The sequence below is a fragment of the Pseudomonas migulae genome (assembly GCF_043225285.1).
Taxonomy (GTDB): domain Bacteria; phylum Pseudomonadota; class Gammaproteobacteria; order Pseudomonadales; family Pseudomonadaceae; genus Aquipseudomonas; species Aquipseudomonas migulae_C.
This window is the reverse complement of sequence record NZ_CP171224.1, coordinates 5994671-6013179: the sequence shown is the minus strand read 5'-3', so window position 1 is coordinate 6013179 and position 18509 is coordinate 5994671. Positions and strand designations below refer to the sequence as shown.

At 60.8% G+C, this 18509-nt stretch carries 14 protein-coding genes; 4 read left to right on the top strand and 10 right to left on the bottom strand.

Annotated elements, in window-relative coordinates; genetic code table 11:
- Positions 1 to 24 precede the first annotated feature (24 nt).
- A complete protein-coding gene (locus ACF6ZU_RS27600; protein ID WP_392888867.1) occupies positions 25 to 1635 on the top strand; it encodes a gamma-glutamyltransferase family protein in 1611 nt (536 codons plus the stop codon).
- 80 nt (positions 1636 to 1715) lie between these two features.
- On the top strand, positions 1716 to 2168 hold the full coding sequence (locus tag ACF6ZU_RS27595) for a hypothetical protein (RefSeq protein WP_392888865.1): 453 nt from the start codon (positions 1716 to 1718) through the stop codon (positions 2166 to 2168).
- Here ACF6ZU_RS27595 and ACF6ZU_RS27590 read toward each other — a convergent pair.
- Genes ACF6ZU_RS27590 through ACF6ZU_RS27580 form a run of 3 tightly spaced genes read right to left on the bottom strand, consistent with a single transcriptional unit; the run spans position 2153 to position 5824 of the window.
- On the bottom strand, positions 2153 to 3178 hold the full coding sequence (locus ACF6ZU_RS27590) for a DUF2955 domain-containing protein (protein WP_392888864.1): 1026 nt from the start codon (positions 3176 to 3178) through the stop codon (positions 2153 to 2155). The genes ACF6ZU_RS27595 and ACF6ZU_RS27590 overlap by 16 nt on opposite strands.
- The gene (locus ACF6ZU_RS27585) at positions 3168 to 4307 is read right to left on the bottom strand and encodes an HlyD family secretion protein (protein WP_392888862.1); all 1140 of its coding nucleotides are present in this window, start codon (positions 4305 to 4307) and stop codon (positions 3168 to 3170) included. The genes ACF6ZU_RS27590 and ACF6ZU_RS27585 overlap by 11 nt, the downstream gene beginning before the upstream one ends.
- On the bottom strand, positions 4304 to 5824 hold the full coding sequence (locus ACF6ZU_RS27580; RefSeq protein ID WP_392888860.1) for an efflux transporter outer membrane subunit: 1521 nt from the start codon (positions 5822 to 5824) through the stop codon (positions 4304 to 4306). The genes ACF6ZU_RS27585 and ACF6ZU_RS27580 overlap by 4 nt, the downstream gene beginning before the upstream one ends.
- 116 nt (positions 5825 to 5940) lie before the next feature.
- Between ACF6ZU_RS27580 and ACF6ZU_RS27575 the strand changes: the two genes are divergently transcribed.
- Both ACF6ZU_RS27575 and ACF6ZU_RS27570 read left to right on the top strand, forming a co-directional pair.
- Positions 5941 to 6447: a transporter suffix domain-containing protein gene (locus ACF6ZU_RS27575; protein ID WP_392888858.1), complete on the top strand. Its 507-nt coding sequence runs from the start codon at positions 5941 to 5943 to the stop codon at positions 6445 to 6447.
- Positions 6448 to 6514: 67 nt separating this feature from the next.
- The gene (locus ACF6ZU_RS27570; protein ID WP_392888856.1) at positions 6515 to 7015 is read left to right on the top strand and encodes a cupin domain-containing protein; all 501 of its coding nucleotides are present in this window, start codon (positions 6515 to 6517) and stop codon (positions 7013 to 7015) included.
- A gap of 111 nt (positions 7016 to 7126) precedes the next feature.
- On the opposite strand, the gene ACF6ZU_RS27565 is transcribed toward ACF6ZU_RS27570, so the two are convergent.
- The 7 genes from ACF6ZU_RS27565 to ACF6ZU_RS27535 form a co-directional block, all read right to left on the bottom strand.
- The gene (locus tag ACF6ZU_RS27565) at positions 7127 to 7738 is read right to left on the bottom strand and encodes a dTMP kinase (protein WP_392888853.1); all 612 of its coding nucleotides are present in this window, start codon (positions 7736 to 7738) and stop codon (positions 7127 to 7129) included.
- Between the two features lie 113 nt (positions 7739 to 7851).
- Positions 7852 to 9495 carry a fatty acid--CoA ligase gene (locus tag ACF6ZU_RS27560; RefSeq protein ID WP_392888851.1) on the bottom strand — a complete coding sequence of 548 codons (1644 nt, stop codon included), beginning with the start codon at positions 9493 to 9495 and terminating at the stop codon, positions 7852 to 7854.
- 19 nt (positions 9496 to 9514) lie between these two features.
- Positions 9515 to 11293: an acyl-CoA dehydrogenase C-terminal domain-containing protein gene (locus ACF6ZU_RS27555; RefSeq protein WP_392888849.1), complete on the bottom strand. Its 1779-nt coding sequence runs from the start codon at positions 11291 to 11293 to the stop codon at positions 9515 to 9517.
- A gap of 7 nt (positions 11294 to 11300) precedes the next feature.
- A complete protein-coding gene (locus ACF6ZU_RS27550; RefSeq protein WP_392888847.1) occupies positions 11301 to 13820 on the bottom strand; it encodes an RND family transporter in 2520 nt (839 codons plus the stop codon).
- 31 nt (positions 13821 to 13851) lie between these two features.
- Positions 13852 to 14925, bottom strand: a complete 1074-nt coding sequence (locus ACF6ZU_RS27545; RefSeq protein WP_392888845.1) for a WD40/YVTN/BNR-like repeat-containing protein — start codon at positions 14923 to 14925, stop codon at positions 13852 to 13854.
- A gap of 111 nt (positions 14926 to 15036) precedes the next feature.
- A complete protein-coding gene (locus ACF6ZU_RS27540; RefSeq protein ID WP_392888843.1) occupies positions 15037 to 16395 on the bottom strand; it encodes a DUF1329 domain-containing protein in 1359 nt (452 codons plus the stop codon).
- A 41-nt stretch (positions 16396 to 16436) separates the two neighbouring features.
- Positions 16437 to 18452 carry a DUF1302 domain-containing protein gene (locus ACF6ZU_RS27535; RefSeq protein ID WP_392888840.1) on the bottom strand — a complete coding sequence of 672 codons (2016 nt, stop codon included), beginning with the start codon at positions 18450 to 18452 and terminating at the stop codon, positions 16437 to 16439.
- Positions 18453 to 18509 lie beyond the last annotated feature (57 nt).

The window sequence follows — 18509 nt, the reverse complement described above, 5'->3', positions numbered from 1 at the left end:
CATTACTTTTGTGTGAGTCCTGCCATGTTCAAGTTTTCTGCCCATGAGTATCCGTACGCCTCGCAGCGTCAAAGTGTGTTCGCCAAACGTGGCATGGTCGCCGCGTCCCAGCCGCTGGCCGCCGAAGCCGGCATTGAGATCATGCGTCGCGGCGGCAATGCGATTGACGCGGCCATCGCCACCGCAGCCGCGTTGACCGTGGTTGAGCCCACCGGTTGCGGCATCGGTGGTGACGCCTTCGCGCTGGTCTGGACGCAAGACCAACTGCACGGATTGAACGCCAACGGCGCCGCCCCGCAAGCCCTGAGCATCGAGGCGGTGAAAGCCGCCGGGCATGAAAAAATGCCTCTGCACGGCTGGACGCCGGTGACCGTTCCGGGCTGTCCGTCGGCCTGGGCCGAGTTGTCCAAGCGCTTCGGGCGTTTGCCGTTTGCCGAGCTGCTGCAACCGGCGATCAACCTGGCACAGGATGGCTTTCCGCTGTCACCGGTGGTCGCGTTGCAATGGCAAACAGCGCTGGAGGATTTCACCCCCGATCGCGATGCAGTGCTCGAAGCCTGGTTCGACACCTTCTTGATCGATGGCCGCGCGCCCCGTGCTGGCGAGATGTTCCGCAACCCGGCGCAAGCCCGGACGTTGTCAGAGCTGGCGGCCACCGGTTGCGAAAGTCTTTATCGCGGTGCGCTCGCGCAACGGCTGGATGCGCACTCCCGGGCCACCGGCGGTTACCTGCGTGCCAGTGACCTGCAGGATTACCGCGCGCAGTGGGTCGATCCGATCAAGGTCAACTACCGCGGTGTGGACGTCTGGGAAATTCCACCCAGCGGCCAGGGTCTGGTGGCGTTGATGACCTTGAAGATCCTCGAAGGCTTCGAGTTCGATCACCGCGACAGTCAGCAGACGTGGCACCGGCAACTGGAGGCGATGAAACTCGCCTACAGTGATGGCCTGCACTACATCACTGATCCGGAGCACATGCGGGTCGCGGTCGAAGACCTGCTCAGCGATCACTACGCCACACATCGTCGCGGGCAAATCGCGGAACAGGCACTGGCGCCGCAACCGGGCAATCCTCACGCCAGCGGCACCGTGTACCTGGCCACCGCCGATGCTGAAGGCAACATGGTGTCGTTCATCCAGAGCAACTACCACGGCTTCGGCTCCGGCGTGGTGCTGCCCGACAGCGGCATCGCCCTGCAAAATCGTGGTGAAGAGTTCAGTCTCGATCCTGCACATGCCAATTGCCTGGCCCCCGGCAAAAAAACCTTCCACACCATCATTCCGGGTTTTTTGAGCAAGGACGGCCAAGCGATGGGCCCCTTCGGCGTCATGGGTGGCTACATGCAGCCGCAGGGGCATGTGCAGATGGTCATGAACCTGGTGGATTTCGGGCTCAACCCGCAAGCTGCACTGGATGCGCCGCGCTGGCAATGGCTGGGGGGATTGAAAGTCGGCATCGAGCAGGGCGCGTCCCGGGACATGGCGGCGGCACTGGCGCGACGCGGGCATGAGGTGCAAGTCGCGTGCGACCTGACCAGCTACGGGCGCGGGCAGATTATCCTGCGCGACCCCGAGACCGGCGTCCTGTGCGGCGGCACCGAGCCGCGCACCGATTCACATATCGCCGTGTGTTGAGGGCCGTCAGTCACAAGTCAGGGGAGGGCGAGCGGGGGTGATCTACACTTTTGATGGCTGAGAAATTCTCGGAGGTCATCATGAACAGGTCTTCTTCCATCGCCCTGGCTCTTGCGTTGTCGGTTGTCGCCGCCGCGGGATGGGCCGAAACCGTTGTGCCGATGAAGGGCCAGAGCTCGCAACAGATCCAGCTCGACATCAACGAATGCCATAGCGTGGCGGCCAGCCAGAGTTCATCGTCGGCACCGGCATCCGGTGGGCGCTTGAAGGGGGCTGCCGTGGGGGCTGCCGCCGGAGCCGCGGGGGCACAGGTTCGCGGGCGTCAGCACGATGAGTTTTATGATCGCGTGGACGACGACGTGAAGCAGGATTATCGGCAGAATCGCGCCAAATCAACCGCTGCGGCGGGCGCGGTGGTGGGCGGCTCGCGTCAGCGTCAGGAGCGCCGGGAGCAACGCAATACTGCCGCGTCCACCAGCTCGACGGCCTATACCAGTTGCCTGCAAGGCAAGGGTTATCAGGTTAATCCCTGAACCTGTTTTGGCGGGCGTCGATCCAGTAGATAAACCATCAGGCACGCATACAGTGTCACCAGGATGAACAGGCCCATGCGCACTGCGAACGCGGTGTAGACGTCTTTGCCCGCGAGGCTGTCCTGCACCGACTGACCAAGCAGGATAATCATGGTGATCAGGCTGTTGAGCCAGAACCCCGGACTGAACCGGGTCGGGCTGAGTGCGTACAGCTTGCGTGCCAGGATCAGACCAAACAGCAGCATCCACAGAAAAAACATCCAAAGGTGCACAAACAGGCTGAGTGCAGACCAGAACAGCACCGCCAGAATGCCCGCGAGCAAAGTCGAACCGACCAGTTCGCGGCCAGCATTGCGCGCAGTGGTAGAACTTTGCTGACCCAGCGTAACGGCCTTGAGGATGATCGGCAGATAGCCCGCTGGGTCGATCAAGGCGAGCAAAAACGCCGGCAGCACGATCAGGGTTGCACGCAGCGCCACTCGGCCGACTTCTTCCTCCGGCAACCGCGCGGCGGCGGGTGGCGACGGTGCATTGGCCGGTTCGGGAAACAGCCAGTGACTGAACGCCATCACCAGCACGGCGAGCAGCAACCCTTTGACCAGTGCGCCGATGACCGCTGCCGCGAGATCAAACTCGGCGACACCGGCTGACGAAATCATGGTCAGCCCGATCACCAGAAAGGTCACGATCAGGTTGTTGCCGCCGCGCAAGCCAAAACGGAACACCAGAAACAGGCCGAGGCCGATCAGCAGTACGCCGCTGACCGGGTAATAACGCAGGACCGGGATCAACAGCAGGCCGATGCCGGTGGTCAGCATCGCAACCACCGCGAGCATCACGCCTGCTTTCAACGGCAACGGGCGGTTCACGCTGGCGAGCAGCAACAAGGCCAACACCGGCGCAATAAACGGAATCGGTAACGCCAGGCCGAAACTGGCCGCCAGGCACAACGCGGTGCCTGTGGCCAGACGCAACGCGCGCTGAACCCTGGGTGTGCGCTCAGTACGCATACGCCAGCCAACTCATCAGGCCGAGGAACAAGCGGCCAAGCGGGTTGAGCGGATTGCCTTCGGTGGGAAAAGCCATGACTTCGGCCTGGCCGCCGGCGCGAACCGATTGACTGTCGCGCAGCTGCGCCCGGGCGTCCTCGGCAAATTCGATGATCACCGGAAAGCGCTGGGCCGGACGCAGCCAGTCACGACTGTTCTGCACGCTAGGCAAAGTCCCGGGCGGCGGAGTCTGGCCGACACTGACGCCGTAGCCGATACTGCGCACGCGGCCCTCAAACACCTCGCCCGGCAACGCATCGAGAACGACCGATACCGGCGTCCCGAGCCGGACCAGACCAAGGTTATTTTCGGTCATGTCGGCGCTGATCCACACATCGTGGATGGCGATCAGTGTCATCACCGGACTGCCGACGGCGGCGAACTGACCGGCATCGGTGCGCAAATCGGTGATCAAGCCTGCCGAGCGCGCACGTACCTGGGTGTTGGCCCGATCCAGTTCGGCTTTCGACACTGCCGCGGCAGCGCTGCGTAGCAAAGCGTTGTCCTCCTCGCTGCCGCCTTCCTGTTCACGTGCGCGCTGGACTTCGGCCTGGGCCGCCGCGACCTGGCTGACGGCGTGTTCACGATTGGCGCGGGACACTTCGAGCAGGCGCACGGAAATCGTGCCGGGGTCTTCGCGGTACAAACCCTCAAGACGCTGATTGTCCTGCCGCGCCTTCAGTTCGTTGGCCTGGGCGGCGCGCAGATTGGCTTGTGCCGAGGCAATGCCGGCGGTGCTGGCGCCGATCTGCCGACGCGTGGATTCGAGGTCGGCGCGCGCGCGATCGAGGGCAATCTGATACGGCTGGGGATCCACTTCGAACAGCACATCCCCAGCCTTGACGTCCTGGTTGTTGCGCACGTTGACGCGGATGACTTTCCCGGCGACTTCCGCCGCCACCGGAATCACAAAGGCGCCGACTCGCGCCTGTTGCGTGTAAGGCGTGAAACGGTCCGCCGCGAGGTACCAGGCCAGGCTCAGGACGATCAGCAGCAGCACCCATTTGATGCCCTTTTTCGCTGGATCGGCAGGAGGGGGCGGCGGTTTGGGGGAGGGCGCGTCGGGGGAGGGCTGCGCGGTGTCAGTCATCGGGTCTCACCTTTTTCGGGCGCGGTCGAGGGCTCATCCAGCAGATTGCCCCAGTCCGTACGTTGCTTCATTTGCTCGCGGGTGGTCGCGTCCACCCGGGGTTGCGCGCTGTACCAGCCACCGCCCAAGGCTTTGTACAGGGCGATCACATTGCTCACGGCGTTGCTGCGGCTGACCAGGTAATTGTCCTGCTGCTCCAGCAATGCGCGTTGGGCATCCAGGACTCGCTGGAAATCCGAATAACCTTCGCGGTACTGCGTGCTGGCCAGTACCAGCGAGCGTTTGGCGGCCACTTCGGCGTCGCTCAGGATCCGTTCGCGCTCCAGGGATTTGATCAGGCCGTTGGCCGCGTCGTCGGCTTCGCGAGCCGCCTGGCGAACCTTGTCCCGGTACGCCTCGATCAGCTGCTGCAACCGCGCATCCTGGACGCGCACGTTGTTGCTGATCTGGCCATGGTCGAACAGGTTCCAGCGCAGGCTGGGGCCGCCTATAAGGTCGAGACTTCTGGAGGTGCCGTTCAGTGTGTCGGCGGACCAGACGATGCTGCCGAGCAAAGTCAGCGACGGATAGAAATCAGTCACAGCCACACCAATCAACGCGGACTGGGCCGCGACATTCAATTCGGCGGCGCGAACATCGGGCCTGCGCAACAACAGATTGGCCGGCACATCCTGCAGCACGGCGCGGTCTACCAGCGGGATGAGCCCCTGGTTTTCCAGCAAAGACGGCTGCACGCCGGGCGGCTGGCCGATCAGGGCCGCCAAGGCATTGCGGGTGCGCAACAGCTGATCCTCGAAACCGGGAATGGTGCTCAGGGTCCCGAGGTATTGGGTTTTGGCTTGTTGCAAATCGAGTTCGGCCTGCTGGCCGCTGTTGAAGAGCTTTTCGGTGATCTCGAAGTTGCGCTTTTGCTGCTTGGCATTCTCCCTCGCCACCTGCAAGCGCGCCTCGGTGGTGCGCAGCAAAAAGTAAGTGTCCGCCACCTGAGCGCGCAGCAGAACGAGCACGTCTTCATAGTTAGCCTGGGCAGCAAAGTAACTGGCGTCGGCCGACTCGATGGCGCGACTGAAACGGCCCCAGAAATCCAGCTCCCAACCCACATCGAACCCGGCGCTGTACTGCCAGAAATGACTGTCCTGCGGATTGCTCCCACCGGATTGCTGGCGGTTGAAGTAGAGGGTGTCGACGCTGGCTTGCTGCAATTGCGGGTAGCGTCCGCTCTGGGCAATCCCCAGTTGCGCGCGCGCCTCCATGACGCGCAGGCCGGCAATCTTCAGATCCGAGTTGTGCGCATCCGCTTCAGCAATCAGGCGATCGAGCACCGGATCGCCGAACACTTGCCACCACTGACGCAGGTCCGGATTCAGGCTGCGCTGGCTGGATTGCTCAAGGGCAGGGGAGCTCCACTGGTCAATCCACGGCTGTTTCGGCGATTGAAAATCCGGTCCCAGACGCACGCAGCCACTCAAGCCGAGCGCGCCCAGCAGGAGCAATTGACCCGATCGCGTCAGAGGCATACGTCATTTCCAGTCAAGGAAGTTCAAAGGAGCATAGACGCCCTTATGACGAACTGGCTGCTACGCTTTCAAACGTCCTTACATTCGATCCGACCTGTCAAAAAAGGTACGACATCATGAATGCACCCCATACCGCTGGATGGCGTTTCAAACTGGGCATTGCGATCATTTGCCTGATGCTCGGCTCCTGGTTGATGGTGCCCATCGTGGCTGCGATGGGCGTGCCAGGTTCCAGGATTGCGGCGCTGACGGGCGTTCTGTTTATCAGCAACAAGATCCTGTTAATTGTCGTCATCGCGGTCATGGGCAAAGCCGGCTTTCAACAGCTGAAAACCAAGGTATTTGGCTATGTGTCTTCAATCGCGCCAACCATGGACGCCGAAGTAGGGCCTGTGCGCCATCGAATCGGGGTCGTGATGTTCTTCTTGCCGCTGATCTCGTCGTTTCTGGAGCCTTACGTCGATAGCATCTGGCCGGGGCTCAGGCCGAATCTCTGGCAACTGCAGATGTTGGGCGACTTGATATTTATTGGCAGCTTTTTTGTACTGGGCGGAAATTTCTGGGAAAAAGTACGTGCGTTGTTCATCCGGACAGCACGGGTAGTGAACCCAAATGCAGGGTGATTTTGGATAACTTAACTAAAGGGCTATTTAGTATAGCTATTTGCCATCATTGGATTCGGAGCACTGCGTGGGGCTAAAAAGTGAAGCACTCGTAACGGCATTGAACCTGGAACCGCATGTTGAAGGCGGTTACTACAGAAGGACCTTCCAGGCCGATCAACAGCCTCTGGTCGAGACAGCCAATGGGCCACGTTATCTGATGACGTCGATTTATTACCTGTTGACCACGGAGTCTCCGATCGGCCAGTTTCACTGGAACCGATCGGACATCGTTCATTACTACCATCTGGGCGACGCCATTGAGTACAGCCTGATTTATCCGGACGGCAAATTGGAAACCGTCGTGATGGGCAGCAACGTTATCGCCGGCGAATTGTTGCAGCTGCATGTACCGGGCGGCGTGTGGAAAGCTTCGCGACTGGTGACCGGATCAGCAGGATTTGGTTTGATCAGCGAAGCGGTATCACCGGGATTTGATTTCGCGGACATGCAGATGGGTGACAGGCAAATGCTTGGCGAACAGTTTCCTCAACATTCAAAGCTGATTGAGCAACTGACACGAGGATGAAGACCGAGGGGGAAATCAGCAGCGCAAAATGCACGTGCAACCGGGCTAATCTGGAAACATCTTGTTGCGTGTAATGTATATTATGTTAAATCATGTATTACGCTACACGTGTCACCCACCCACTTTATAGATCTCAGCAATCACCTGCCTCGCTGCGTCCTCGATCGTACTTTCATTACGGCACAACACCCAGCCGTGATCCGCAACCGCTTGCTCGAACATCTCGGTACACGCGACATGCTCTGCATGCTTCAGGATCACAGTGCCGCCCAGTCCTCGTGAGCGTGCCGTTGCTCTTGCCCATGAAATATCCGGCGCGGTAACGACTCCGACATGCAGATCCGGCACTCGCACGTTTCGCTCCAGGTTCAACTGGAGAATCTCTGCAAACGGGATGGTTCGTCGAAACGCGGCATCAGACGGATACCAGCGATCAATCAAGATAATGCTGCCCGACGGCTGCTTAGGCAGCACGTTCCGGGAAATCCAGCTGCGACTGTCAGCAAAACGTTCACACACAGCCCATTCCAGATCCCGTGAGGAATTTCTGGCCAGTTCATTCACAAGGACCATGGTTTCTCCCCTGAAGGGATCGCTTTTTCTCTCGCAAAGCCGGATAACTTTCTTGTTGTCTGCCCTGAGCAATGCCGTTACGGCTTCCAACAGCGTGGTTTTGCCGGTGCCTTTGGGCCCATCCAGAGAAACAAACAACGAACGATTCATTCTTCACATAATGATTGAAATACGGTTTTTTGGCCCCGTTCGTTTGCTGGAGCCGCTTGGCGCGGCTACGCAGATCGAGTGGAGGGTCCTTATGAACAAACAAGATAACGCATTCAGCTCAACTCGCCCTCCCGGATAAGCTTCTTGTTAATCTTGCCGACGCTGGTCTTCGGAATCTCGGCGACGAATTTGATCCGCTTCGGAATCGCCCATTTGTTGATACGGCCGCTCTCGACAAATCCTTGCAGGTGCGTTTCCAGGATCTTTTGGTCGAGATAGGCGCCCGGCTCGCACACCACCAGCGCCAAGGGCCGTTCCCCCCACTGTTGATCGGCAATGCCCACGACTGCGACCGATCTGACCGCCGCGTGCTCGCTGATCAGGCTTTCCAATTCCAGAGAGCTGATCCACTCCCCGCCCGTCTTGATCACGTCCTTGATTCGATCCTTGATTTCCACACCGCCCAACCGATCAATCGAAGCCACGTCACCGGTGTGCAGCCAGCCGCCCTGCCACAGTTCTGCGCCCTTTTCGGCGTCCTTCAAATAGCTTTGCGTCAGCCAGGGCGCACGGACTACCACTTCGCCCACCGACTCACCGTCGTGGGGAACGTCGTGACCGTTGGCATCGACGATTTTCAGGTCGACCATAGGGACCGGCGTTCCGGTCTTGATGCGAGTCGCCAACTGTACCGGCATGGTTTTTTTCAGATCGTCATCACGCAGATACGTGAGGCACAGCAGCGGGCAGGTTTCCGACATGCCGTAGCCGCTGTGCACACGAATGCCTTTGGCACTGGCTTCGCTGGCGAGGCCCAGGGTCAGCGCGCTGCCGCCCAGAAGCATTTTCCAGCCATCGAAACGCGCCTGCTGTCCTTCTTCGCAGTTGAGGATCATCTGCAAGATCGTCGGGACACAATGGGAAAAACTGACCTTTTCCTTTTGAAAGAGCCTGACCAACTGGGCGGGCTCGTAACGACCGGGGTAAACCTGTTTCAACCCCATCAACGTGGCGACGTAGGGCACGCCCCACGCATGAACATGAAACATCGGGGTGATCGGCATGTAGACGTCATCGGAGCGCAGCAATGGCAGGCCCTGATAGGTTCCCAGCGTGCTCGCGGCATTCAGCGTATGCAAAACCAGTTGCCGATGGGTGAAGTACACCCCTTTCGGTTCGCCGGTGGTGCCGGTGGTGTAGAACAAAGTGGCCACCGAGTTTTCATCGAAATCGGGGAACTCGTACTGGTCTGACGCCTGCGAAAGCAGGGCCTCGTACTCACCCAGCACCGGCAGCGCGGTTGCGGTCGCCGTGTCGTCGGTGAGTTGCAGGTAACCTTTGACGGTCGTGAGTTGTCCCTGAATCTGTTCCAGCAACGGCAGGAAGTCGTCATGCACCAGGACCAGATCGTCCTCGGCATGGTTCATGGTGTAGAGCACCTGTTCCGGCGAGAGGCGAATGTTCACGGTGTGCAGCACCGCGCCGATCATCGGCACGGCAAAGAAGCACTCCAGGTAGCGATGGCTGTCCCAGTCCAGCAAGGCCACGGTATCCCCGGCCTTGACGCCGGCAGCGGTCAAACTGTTGGCGAGCTTGCGGATCCGCTGGTTGAGGGTCTGGTAGCTATAGCGCAGCTTGTCGGCATACACGATTTCCCGGCCGGGTTCGTAGCGCACGCCCGACAGTAGCAGGCGTTTGATCAGCAACGGATAGGCATAGGCGCCGTCGGCGGGCGGAATTATTTTTGTCGCCATCATGGTGGGGTTCCTTGTCCGGTCAGAACTGCTCGGCTTGCATCGCATAAAGGCACTCGCTGCCCGCCATGGCCGAGGCGCTCAACGAGTGAATGCGCGGTAGCAAGCGGGCGAAGTAAAACCGCGCGGTCGCCAGTTTGCTTGCGTAGAAATCTTCTTTCGAATGGGTGCTCATCGCGGCCTTGGCCATCCGTGCCCACAGGTAGGCATAAGCGGTGTAGCCAAAGACGTGCAGGTATTCGACCGAGGCCGCGCCAATCTCATTCGGGTTGTTCCGTGCTCTATCGAGGACCCACTCAGTGAGTTCATCGAGGGTGTCCACGGCGGCATTCAATGGTCTGGTGAACTCGCCGAGGTCGGCGCAGGCATTGGCGGTGAAGTTGCGGATCTCCGACGCGAACAGCCGGTACAACGCCCCGTTGCTGCCGACGAGCTTGCGCCCCACCAGGTCCAGGGACTGGATGCCGTTGGTGCCTTCGTAGATCTGGGTGATGCGCACATCACGCACCAATTGTTCCTGGCCCCACTCGCGGATATAGCCGTGCCCGCCGAAGATCATCTGGCCGTGCAAGGTGCATTCCAGGCCCATGTCGGTGAGGAACGCCTTGGCGACCGGCGTCAGCAGTGCCACCAGGTCTTGAGCGCGACTGCGTTGGGTCGCTTCTTCGCTGTACTTGGCGGTGTCCAGTTGGAGCGCGACATAACTGGAAAACGCGCGACCGCCCTCGTTCAGCGCTTTCATGGTCAGCAACATGCGCCGCACATCCGGGTGAACGATGATCGGGTCGGCGGCTTTTTCCTTGTGCTGCGCCCCCGTCGGCGCACGGCTTTGCAGGCGATCGCGAGCGTACGCGACAGCGTTCTGGTACGAACGCTCGCCCTGGGCCAGGCCCTGGATGCCGACGCCGAGACGCTCGTAGTTCATCATCGTAAACATCGCTGCCAGCCCCTTATCCGGTGCGCCGACAATCCAGCCGGTGGCGCCGTCAAAGTTCATCACGCAGGTGGCGGAGGCCTTGATCCCCATCTTGTGTTCGATGGAACCGCAGGACACGGCGTTGTTTTCGCCCAGCGAACCGTCGGCATTGACCAGCACCTTCGGCACCAGGAACAGCGAAATGCCTCGCGGCCCGGCGGGCGCATCCGGCAGGCGCGCCAATACCAGATGGATGATGTTCTCGGTCAGGTCGTGCTCGCCGCCGGTGATGAAAATCTTGCTGCCACTGATGTTGTAACTGCCGTCAGCCTGTGGTTCGGCGCGTGTGCGAATCAGGCCGAGGTCGGTTCCGGCATGGGCTTCGGTCAGGCACATCGAGCCGGTCCAGGTGCCGGCGTACAGGTTTGGCAAGTACGCTGCCTTCAATTCTTCGCTGGCGTGAGCGTTGATTGCCAGGCAGGCGCCAGCCGTCAGCATCGGGTACAGACCGAACGACAGGCTGGCCGCGTTGACCATCTCTTCGACCTGAGCGCCGATGACCTTGGGCATGCCCATGCCCCCGAACCGCGGATCACCGCCCACCCCTACCCAACCGCCTTCGGCGAAGGCTTGATAAGCCTCGGCAAAACCGTCCGGTGCGGTGACCGAGCCGTTGCTCCAGGTGCAGCCCTGTTCATCGCTGGCGCGGTTCAAGGGTGCGATGACTTCACCACTGAACTTGCCGGCCTCTTCGAGAATGGCAGCGGCGGTTTCCTCGTCGATCACTTCGCCAAGGCCGGGCAGTTTGGCCCAGCGCCGGGATACCTGGAAAACCTCGTTAAGTACGAAGTGCATGTCACGTAGGGGCGCTTTGTAATGAGACATAGTTGACTTACTCCGAAGTCGTCAGGGCATGGGGCATGCCGGGACGTTCAATGGTTTCGATGGTGTCGGCGGCCGTGACAGGGCCAGGTTGGACTGACCGCTCCCGCAGCAGGAAGTAAGAAAGGGCCGGGATCAGAATCAGCGCACCCAACATGTTCCACAGGAACATGAAGGTCAGCAGGATGCCCATGTCGGCCTGGAACTTGATCGGCGACCAGACCCAGCACACCACTCCTGCCGCCAGGGTGATGCCCACCAATCCCACCACCCGGCCGGTGAACGACACCGCGTTGCGGTAGGCCTGGGTCAACGGCAACCCTTGGCGCTGGTAATGCAACTGCACACTGAGCAGGTACAAGGCATAGTCGACGCCGATCCCGACCCCCAGTGCAATCACCGGCAAGGTCGCGACCTTCACACCGATGCCCATGGCGACCATCAGCGCTTCGCACAGGATCGATGTCAGGACCAATGGCAGCAGCGCAACCACCGTGGCGCGCCAGCTGCGAAAGGTGATCAGGCAGAACAGCGTCACCGCTGCATACACATAAAACAGCATGGTGTGATTGGCATCGCGCACCACGATGTTGGTCGCCGCCTCGATCCCGGCCGACCCGGCCGCCAGCAGAAACTGGCGCTCGTCGCTGTTGTTCTCTTGAGCAAAGCGCTCGGCGATGTCCACCACCGCATCCAGGGTTTCGGCCTTGTGATCCTTGAGGAAAGTAATCACCGGCATCAACGAGCAATCGGTGTTGAACAGCTCCGGGGAATTGACCGAGGCCTGTTGCGCCGCGTAGTTCAACACGTCCTGGTTGCGCTGGATGCTGTTGAGCTTGGGGTTGCCCTCATAGGATCCGGCGGTGATCTGGCGCACCGCGTTGACCAGCGAGGCGGTGGCCTGAACGCCGGGATACTGTTGCAGCTCCCAGGCCAGGCGATCGGCGAGGATCAGCGTCTTGTAGTTCAGGCATCCTTCCGGCGCGGTCTTGATCATCACGGCGAACAGGTCGCTGGACAGCGCGTAGTGGCTGGTGATGTAGGCGTTGTCGCGGTTGTAGCGAGAGTCGGCGCGCAGCTCCGGCGCCCCGCTTTCCAGGTCGCCGATTTTCAGATGCAGGCTGACCATGAAACCGCCCGCACCCATCAGGAGCGCAACCAGCAGTGCACCCGTGGCCCACTTGGCCGTGGTGAAACGGTCGAGCAAATCCCACAGTTTGCCGAAGCCTTTGTGCCGGTCCGCACGGGTATCGATTTTCAGTGCGCGTTCGGCCGCTTTGGCGCCGACGCCGACATAGGAAAGCGCAACCGGCATCAGCAACAGCGAAGTGAAGATCAACACGGCCACGCCGATACTGGCCGTGATGGCGAGGTCGCGAATCACCGGGATGTCGATCAGCATCAGCACCGCGAATCCGACGGCGTCAGCCAGCAGCGCAGTGACACCGGCGATGAACAGGCGGCGAAAGGTATAGCGAGCGGCAATCAACCGATGAGTGCCACGGGCGATGTCCTGCATGATCCCGTTCATTTTCTGCGCCGCGTGAGACACGCCAATGGCGAAGATCAGGAACGGCACCAACACCGAATAGGGGTCGATGGCATAGCCCAGCCAGGCGACGATGCCGAGCTGCCAGATCACGGCGATCAGCGAGCAGCCGACCACCAGCAAGGTGCTGCGCACGCAGCGGGTGTAGGCGTAAATAATGACCAGAGACGTGACCACGGCCAGGCCGAAGAACATCATCACCTGGATCAAGCCGTCGATCAGGTCGCCCATCAGTTTGGCGAAGCCGATCACCCGGACCTTGTACTGGCCCTTGCCCTCCTCCCCTGATTTGCGCGCAGCGCTGTCACCGGCGAATTCGATCTTGTCGCGTAGTTGCTCTTCGAGCATTTGCGAAAACTCGCGGTAATCGATGCGCTTGCCGCTGGCCGTGGCTTTGTCCAGCAACGGCACGATCAGCATGCTCGACTTGAAGTCGCTGGCCACCAGGCTGCCGACAATACCGGCGCGGGAGATGTTCTGGCGCAACTGCTCGATCTGTTCCGGCCTGCCCTGGTAGGTATCGGGCATCACCGGGCCACCCTGAAAACCTTCCTCGGTGACTTCGGTCCAGCGCACTGCCGGGCTCCACAACGACTTCATCCACGCGCGGTCGACACCTTCGGCGAGAAACAGCTGGTCGTTGACCTGCTTGAGCACATTCAAATACGCGGGATCGAAAATATCGCTCTGAGTGTTCTCCACCACCACCCGCACCGAGTTGCCCAGGCCGCGCAACGACTGGCGGTTCTCCAGGAAATTCTTGATGTACGGCTGGCTCTGCGGAATCATTTTTTCGAAGCTTGGGCGCAGTTCAAGGCGGGTCGCGGCCATGTAGCCCAGCACAACGGTCGCCAGCGCCATCAGCAGCATGAACAGCGGTCGGTAGTTGAACACCAACCGTTCCAGCAGGTTGCCGGAGTGGCGGTCGAAGTCCTGCAGATCGACGATCACCGGCATGGTTTCTTGTTTGATATTGCCCATGTCTGGGTTCTCGCTTTAAGGGTTCGAGGGCTTATTCAACGGAGAGCTTGCGTGCACCGCGGCTGCCAACGACCACCAGCGCACCGTCCGCGGTGCGCGTGACGTCCGTTACCGGTACCGGCTCAGAGCTCTGCACGAAGTGCAACTGCGCGCCGCTGCCCTGGCTGACCAACATCTGTCCGCCCTGGGTGAACAACCGGTAATTGCCCTGGGCATCAATGACGCCGGCGGTGATGCTGACGTGCAGTCCGCTGTCCAGTGTTTCCCAGCTTTGGCCGCCATCGGTACTGCGCAGCACGTTACCGCGCAGGCCATAGACCAGCACTTCGCCGGGTCTGCCGAGAACCCCGAAAAAGCTGCCTTGATAAGGTGTCTGCACGGCGGCAAAGCGTTGCTGCAGCTCATCCCACTTGAGCAGCAGGCCCTGCTCGCCGGCGATGTACAGTGCGTCGCCGGTTGAAGCGATGGCATTGAGATGGAAACCCTGGGGGTTATCGGTACGGTCCTGGAATGGCGTCCAGCTCTGCCCGCCGTCCTGGGTGCGCAGGATCAGATTGAATACGCCGATCACGTAGCCGACGCGCTCACTGGTAAACCAGACATCGAGCAGAGGTTTGTCGGCGCCCTGCTCGGCGATGCGTTCGCCTTCAGCGACCAACAGCGGCCACTGCTCATTGCCGGGCTCGGCATCGGCCAGTGCCTGGTAATGCTTGACCATCAATGTGCCGATTTCACGGCCGTCCAGTTGCTTGCTCCAGGTCGCGCCGCCGTCGTTGCTGTGCAACACCACACCGTCGCCACCCACCGCCCAGCCCTCTGTGGCTGAAGGGAACGTCACCGCATTGAGATCGGCACTCACTGGCACCGTTGCCTGTTGCCAATGTTGAGCGCCATCGTCGGAGTACAGAATGTGGCCGCGCTGTCCGACAGCGACCAACCGGGCGCCTGCGCGAGTCATTCCGGATAACGGGCCATTGACCGCCAAGGGGCTGACCTTGGCCGGAAGATCCAGCACATCGACATAAGCAGACGCCTGGCTGAGCCCTTGCAAGGTTGCGAGCACAACGCCCAACGTCAGCTGCAGGTAATTCTTGTACGAACACATACCGCACCCTCTTCCAAAACCCCGTGCCCGAGACGATCGGCAAACACCGACCGTCGTGCGGTCACACCGCTATCCTGCGGTGGACCGAACGGACGATTTTTCTCGGTTTGCTCAGCGAATCCCGCTACCGGCCAGGGATTCCGCCGACCATTGCGCTTTGGAAAGCGGGTCGATGTACTTGATGCCGCCGTAAGGGCCTACCACACCGTTGATGTTGTAGGAGCCGCCGACCAGGTCGTAGATCATGAACGGCGTGGAGTCCGGAACTTGCTTGTCGTAGCTCTGGCTGAGGAAAGCGAACGAGCCACGGTACAGCTGACCACGGGCGTCGTACTGGTCGGAGGCCACAGCGGTCCAGCTGTCTTCATCCAGATAGAAGCGGCGCTTCTGGTAAATGTGACGGGCGCCGGCCTTTAGGTTGCCCTCTACGACCCACACCCGGTGTTTTTCCCAGCGCACATAATCCGATGCCAGGTGATTAGGCGTGGTCAGCGACTTCGGATCCTGGGCGTAAGTGAGCTTGTAGGTGTTGTAAGGCACGATCATTTCCTGCTTGCCCACCAGCTTCCAGTCGTAGCGGTCCAGCGCGCCGTTGAACACGAAGACATCGTCGTAGGTGCCCGCGCCTGCGGTGCCCGGGTTCGGCGTGTCGTAGGCCAGGTTCGGCGCCAGTTTGACCCGACGCTGGCCCGGCAAGTACTGCCAGGCGCGGCGCGGTTGCTGCAACGGGTTGGCGGCGTCCTTGAGCATCACGGCTTCGCCGGCACGGCGTGCAGGACCGGTGTAAGCCAGTTTCATCTGGTAGTACACGTCGTCACTGCGGATCGGCTGTGTCAGGTTTTCGTAGATCGGGTAGGAAATGTTCGCCTGCCCGGTGATCGCCAGGCTCGGCACGCCCGCCGAGTCAACGTTCCAGGAGTCGTACTTGGAGCTGATGTTGACGCCCTGATAACGCAGCAGGAAGTTCCACATCGCCTCGCTGCCCGACTGCGGGATGGGAAACGGCACGCCCGGCAATACGTTGTCGATGGCCAAGCCGCCTTCCAGGGACTTGGCGCCGGTGGCGTTTTTCACGCCGTTGTCCAGCACGGCCTTGGGCAGCGTGACGGTGCGGTGAGTCGGGTAGACATTGACGTGGAAAGTCGGGAAACGCTTGGCCAGTTCCACAGTGGTCGCGGTGAGCGCGCCCTTGTATTGATCAACGTTCTTGCCGTCGATGACCAGTACCGGTTTTTCGTCAACGAAGGGGTCGGGGCGCATGCTGTCACCCGCCTTGAACGAGGCTGGCGGCGTGGTCAAACCGCCCGCATAGGCGGGAATCGAGCCGTCGGCACTGCCGGCTTTTTCGGCACCGACCAGGGTCAGGCTGGTGCCCAGTTTTGCCGCCTCGTCGGTCGATACAGCGGCGTGTGCCTGAGCGGCGATGGCCATGGCCAGCGACGCGGCCAGTACGGTTTTCACGAATTTCATCTTGATATTCTCCTGCTTGCGCCGGGCAAGCCAGTGGTGAATCAAAAGGTGGTTTTCATCGTCAGGTACACAGCACCACGGTCCGCCGTGGTCGCCCCGCCACCCGAAAACGCTGAGTAGCCACCGGCGTAACACGCGTAGTTCTCGTTGCCGCTGAACGCGTTGGGTGTGGAACCGTCGCCGCTGCCGGCGTTCGCCGCGCCCGTACTCGAACCGCTGACGTTGCATTTGTCGGTCTTGCCGAAGGAGTCCACGTACTTCAGGTCGACGAAGTATTTGTTGTACACAACGGCGCCGATGCCCACGGCATAGTTGCCCGTGTCCTTGGCACCGCCACCGGAGACCGGCGACACGCCGTCGAGTCCGACGTTGACGGACATCGGCGCGTTGAGGTCGACGCCGGGGAACACCTGGTACCAGGTCGGTGTGAAGTTGACCGCGATACCCCAGTTGTCACGGGTTGGCTGGTCGATGCCGCGATAGGTGTTCTTGCCCTTGTAGAGCGCCTCGTTCTTGCTATCGAGCTTGAGCAGGTTGCTGTAATACAGCTCGGCCAACAGAGTGGCGGAATCGAACACCGGGGTTTTCGGCAGGGTCATCAGGCCGTTGAGCGTCCAGTGCAACGTGTCACCGGTGGCGCTCATGCTGTCGCCCTTTTCCGGGGTGTCATAAATCACGCCCGTGGCGGACGTGCGGGCAGGCAACAGCCCGAGACCGGCACCCAGGCCCCGTGGCCCGGTGGAGCTGACAATCGCCGGAATACTGGCCAGCGGCATGTTCTGGCGGAAGTTCAGGTCCGACCCCACGCTCACACCGCCGACATCCTTGGACAGGCTCAAACCGAAGATGTGAATGTTGTCGGCGTAGGCCAGTTGATAGGTGGACGTGCTCAACGAGTTGAGCGTGTTGACCACGGGCGCTATCGGCCCGATCGGCGCAGTGCCATTCGGGTTGGCCGACGTCAGGCCTCTGGCATCCAGCCACGCTTGCGGAAGGATTTCCGAACTTTCGCGGTAGTAAACACCCAGGGTGCCGTCAAGCCAGGCAGGCGACCACTTGGCCATGACGCCCCAGTCGCCGCGTTTGTCCGGCGTCAGGTCATGGCCGCGACGCACGTTGGTCAGCCCGTTGCACGGCGCCAGGCCACAGCCCAGAGGACTGCCGGGAACCACCGAGTTGGTGTTGCCGAGCAGGAACGATTGCGCGCCAAAACCGACCAGATCCGAACCGCCGTAGTAGGTGCCGGCTTCCGGCAGACGCGCGGCATCCCAGTCGAGGAAATACTGGGCGCCCACGGTCAACTCAGGATTGACGGTGAACGACATCGACAGCTGGTTGCGCGGGACAAACAGCTCCTTGGCTTCCGTGCCGGGAGACGCAGCCAGCTTCGCCAGGTCGAGGCCGGATTGGCCGTAGCTCACCGCGTGCACCGGGTTCAGCAGGGTCTCGCCCCAAAACACATTGTGCTGCCCTGCCTTGACGTTCAGCAGCGACTCCTCGCCCAGTTCGGTGCTGTAGAACACGAAGGCATCGAGGATTTCGCCGGACGGCCCGGTGTAATAACGCTGGGCGTAGTTGCTCAGGTGCGGGCTGCCGTTGCCAACGTTGTCACCGGTGACGGCGGGCAGTCGCGGATCGTTGGCGACCAGGCCGGAACGGGCGCCGTTTCCGTTGACGAACGGGTTGGAATTGGAGCCGGTGTTCTCATAGGCCTTGTCGTACCAACTGGCGGCGCTGACGCGAAAACCCATGTGGTTCTGGTAGACCACATCCAGCTCGGTCAACAGGTCGATACGGTTGGTGATGTTGGTGCCGGCCTTGCGAAAGTTGTAGTCACCGTCGTTGTTGTTCGGTGTCCCGAGCATGCGCTTGTCGGCGCTCTCGGTGCGCACGCCGTAGTTGTACTTGACGGTGTTATCCAGGCGCGCGCTCCAGTCCGGATTGCCCATGTCGATTTCTACCGCCTGAGCAATCGGCGTGCTTGCAGCCAGGATGGCCGTTGCCAGCAAGCTGTAGCGCGATGGTGCTGCGAACCCTTGACGCTTCGTGTTGTGCATTGCGTTGTCTCCGCCTTTTTGTATTTGTTTTAAGCGCAGTTGCCCTCACGCAAACCC

What these genes read in the sequence shown, in the direction of transcription:
- ACF6ZU_RS27600 (WP_392888867.1), top strand. Translation starts at nt 25, where the DNA reads ATGTTCAAGTTTTCTGCCCATGAGTATCCGTACGCCTCGCAGCGTCAA.
- ACF6ZU_RS27595 (WP_392888865.1), top strand. Translation starts at nt 1,716, where the DNA reads ATGAACAGGTCTTCTTCCATCGCCCTGGCTCTTGCGTTGTCGGTTGTC.
- ACF6ZU_RS27590 (WP_392888864.1), bottom strand. Translation starts at nt 3,178, where the DNA reads ATGCGTACTGAGCGCACACCCAGGGTTCAGCGCGCGTTGCGTCTGGCC.
- ACF6ZU_RS27585 (WP_392888862.1), bottom strand. Translation starts at nt 4,307, where the DNA reads ATGACTGACACCGCGCAGCCCTCCCCCGACGCGCCCTCCCCCAAACCG.
- ACF6ZU_RS27580 (WP_392888860.1), bottom strand. Translation starts at nt 5,824, where the DNA reads ATGCCTCTGACGCGATCGGGTCAATTGCTCCTGCTGGGCGCGCTCGGC.
- ACF6ZU_RS27575 (WP_392888858.1), top strand. Translation starts at nt 5,941, where the DNA reads ATGAATGCACCCCATACCGCTGGATGGCGTTTCAAACTGGGCATTGCG.
- ACF6ZU_RS27565 (WP_392888853.1), bottom strand. Translation starts at nt 7,738, where the DNA reads ATGAATCGTTCGTTGTTTGTTTCTCTGGATGGGCCCAAAGGCACCGGC.
- ACF6ZU_RS27560 (WP_392888851.1), bottom strand. Translation starts at nt 9,495, where the DNA reads ATGATGGCGACAAAAATAATTCCGCCCGCCGACGGCGCCTATGCCTAT.
- ACF6ZU_RS27555 (WP_392888849.1), bottom strand. Translation starts at nt 11,293, where the DNA reads ATGTCTCATTACAAAGCGCCCCTACGTGACATGCACTTCGTACTTAAC.
- ACF6ZU_RS27550 (WP_392888847.1), bottom strand. Translation starts at nt 13,820, where the DNA reads ATGGGCAATATCAAACAAGAAACCATGCCGGTGATCGTCGATCTGCAG.
- ACF6ZU_RS27545 (WP_392888845.1), bottom strand. Translation starts at nt 14,925, where the DNA reads ATGTGTTCGTACAAGAATTACCTGCAGCTGACGTTGGGCGTTGTGCTC.
- ACF6ZU_RS27540 (WP_392888843.1), bottom strand. Translation starts at nt 16,395, where the DNA reads ATGAAATTCGTGAAAACCGTACTGGCCGCGTCGCTGGCCATGGCCATC.
- ACF6ZU_RS27535 (WP_392888840.1), bottom strand. Translation starts at nt 18,452, where the DNA reads ATGCACAACACGAAGCGTCAAGGGTTCGCAGCACCATCGCGCTACAGC.